The organism is Sulfitobacter sp. HI0040 (assembly GCF_001634885.1).
In the GTDB taxonomy this organism is placed as follows: Bacteria; Pseudomonadota; Alphaproteobacteria; order Rhodobacterales; family Rhodobacteraceae; genus Sulfitobacter.
This window is the reverse complement of the sequence record NZ_LWEX01000191.1, coordinates 1-2599: the sequence shown is the minus strand read 5'-3', so window position 1 is coordinate 2599 and position 2599 is coordinate 1. Positions and strand designations below refer to the sequence as shown.

The 2599-nt window shown below is 65.9% G+C and carries 3 protein-coding genes; 1 reads left to right on the top strand and 2 read right to left on the bottom strand.

The features are described from left to right. Window positions 1-783: class I adenylate-forming enzyme family protein (locus tag A3728_RS11845; protein WP_150120761.1), on the top strand; the 783-nt coding region annotated here is incomplete at its 5' end. Between the two features lie 37 nt (window positions 784-820). On the opposite strand, the gene rpe is transcribed toward A3728_RS11845, so the two are convergent. Together rpe and A3728_RS11835 are read right to left on the bottom strand one after the other, a co-directional pair. After that, window positions 821-1510: a ribulose-phosphate 3-epimerase gene (gene rpe, locus A3728_RS11840; protein ID WP_067923833.1), complete on the bottom strand. Its 690-nt coding sequence runs from the start codon at window positions 1508-1510 to the stop codon at window positions 821-823. Window positions 1511-1611: 101 nt separating this feature from the next. Further along, the coding region (locus A3728_RS11835) for a PDR/VanB family oxidoreductase (RefSeq protein WP_150120760.1) at window positions 1612-2599 on the bottom strand (988 nt) is incomplete at its 5' end.

Genomic DNA, 2599 nt, shown 5'->3' with positions numbered 1-2599 from the left:
ACGCTGCTGTCCGCCGTTCCGCAGATGCATGCCCTGCTGATGCAATACACCAAGGAGCAGGGTCTCACCTCGCTCGGCTCGGACCGGCTGCGCTATGTTTCCTCCGGGGCGGCGCCGCTCGATCCTGCGTGGAAACGCAAGGCGGAGGCGTTCTATGGCGTGGCCCTGCAGAACGGCTACGGCATGACGGAAACGACCGCGGGCGTCTGCGCCACGCGCAATCCCATCGGTTCGCCCGATACCTCGACGGGGCCCGCCTTGCCCGGTGTCGAAGTCCGTATCGACGACAGCGTGCCGGGCGGCGGCGAAGGCTCGGGCGAGGTGCAGACGCGCGGCGCGCATATCATGAAGGGCTACTACCGCAATCCCGAAGAGACGGCCAAGGCGCTGGACGCCGAAGGATGGCTGCGGACCGGCGATCTGGGCCGGATCGACGAACATGGTCACCTTCATATTCTGGGGCGCAGCAAGGAATTGATCATCCACGGGGGATTCAACGTCTATCCGCCCGAGGTCGAAGCGGCGCTGAACGATCACCCCAAGGTGATCCAGTCAGCGGTCATTGGCAGGATGAAAGACGGCGACGAGGAGGTGCTGGCCTTCGTCCAGATCGCGCCCGGGGACGATGTGACGGCTGAGGAACTGCGCACCTTCGTCAAGGAGCAGCTTGCAGGCTACAAACGTCCCAGCCAGATCGTGCTGGCGACGGAACTGCCCGCGGCACCCACGGGCAAGATACTTAAGCATCGGCTGTTGGCCGCGTTCGCGGACAGGCTCGACTGACGGCGCGGGGCGAAGGGTATGCCCCGCCCCAGACTGATCAGGTCCAGGTGCCTTCCGCCGCGGCGCGAATGGCGCGGATGTTTTCGCCGTAGGGCGCCGGATCCTGAACCGAGCCGCCCTTGAACACCGCAGATCCGGCCACGAGCACATCAGCGCCCGCCTTGACGACCGCCGGGGCGGTGCCGGGATCGACCCCGCCGTCGATCTCGATATGCACGGGGCGGTCGCCGATCATCTGGCGCAGCTTGCGGATCTTGTCTGTCATGTCGATGAACTTCTGCCCGCCGAAGCCGGGGTTCACCGTCATGACGCAGACAAGGTCCGTCAGATCGAGCAGATCCGCCACTGCTTCGGCAGGGGTGCCGGGGTTGATCGCCACCCCCCCCTTGCAGCCCGCCGCGCGGATCGCCTGCAGGGTGCGGTGAATATGCGGCCCCGCCTCGACATGGGCGGTCAGGATATCCGCCCCCGCCGCTGCGAAAGCGTCGATATAAGGGTCCACAGGCGCGATCATCAGGTGAACGTCCATCACGCCCTTGATATGCGGACGAATGGCGGCACAGGTTGCGGGGCCGAAGCTGATGTTGGGCACGAAGTGACCGTCCATCACATCAACATGCACCCAATCTGCGCCCTGCGCCTCCACCGCTTCGCATTCCGCGCCGAAGGCGGCGAAATCTGCGGCAAGGATGGAGGGGGCGATTTTCAGCGAACGGTCGAACGTCATGGCGGGCCTCTTTGGGGAACTGCGCGCGTCATAGCCGCCCGGGGCGCTGTTGGAAAGCGGCGGAGCCTCCGGCGGGGATTTTTTGCCATTTGGAAGCAGGATCAGAGATCGATTTCGACGATCCCGCCCGGTTCGGCTGCGCGGGATTGGCACAGGATGATCCGCTCTTTCCGCTGGGCTTGCGACAGGACATGATCGCGGTGGTCAACCGCGCCTCCGCGCAGACCGCATTGGCAGACCCCGCAGATGCCATCGCTGCATTTCAGTGGAACCGGAATGCCAGCGCGTACGAGCGCTTCGGCGGCAGACTGGTTTTGGGCGACCTCTACCATTCGCCCCGAGGCGAGCCGCAGCGTGAAGGGGTGGTTGGGCCGGTCCGGTACGGTCGGGGCGGCGAAATATTCGCGGTGAATGTTCGCTTCCGGCAGGCCCGCGTCTGCAGCCGCGCGGAGCATGTCAGCCATGTAGGTTTCGGGGCCGCAGATGTAGACATGGCTCCCTTGGGGCAGATCGGTCAAAAGCCGGGTCGCATTCAGGCGGCTGCCTTCGTCAGAGAGGTGCAGATAGGTTGCTTTGTGCCATTCCGTAGCGGCGAGATAATCGGCGAACCCGGCGCGTTCGCGCGTGGGGGCGGAGTAATGCAGCGCAAAGCCCCGCCCGAGGGCGTGCAGGCGGTGCGCGAAGGCGATCATCGGAGTGATCCCGATGCCCCCGCCCAGCAGGAGCGAGAAGGGGGCGGCTTCCTCCAGCGGGAAATGGTTCGCGGGTCGGGCCGCGAAGATGCGCCGCCCCGGCGTGAAAATCCGATGGGCCAGATCCGATCCGCCGCGTCCGGCGGTTTCGCGCAGCACGGCGATGCGGTAGCGGTGCCGGTCGGCGGGATCGCCTGTCAGGGAATAAGGTCTCAGAAATTCGGGTGCGACCACGATGTCGAGATGCGCGCCCGCCTCCCATCCCGGCAGGGGGCTACCGTCGGCTGCGCGCAGGTCAAAGAGGGTGACGCCCCCACCCAATGGGCTTACCCGGTCGATGCGCAGGTCGAGCACCGGGCGATCGGCGGGCGGGGAATAGCGGTGCAGGTGATCCGTC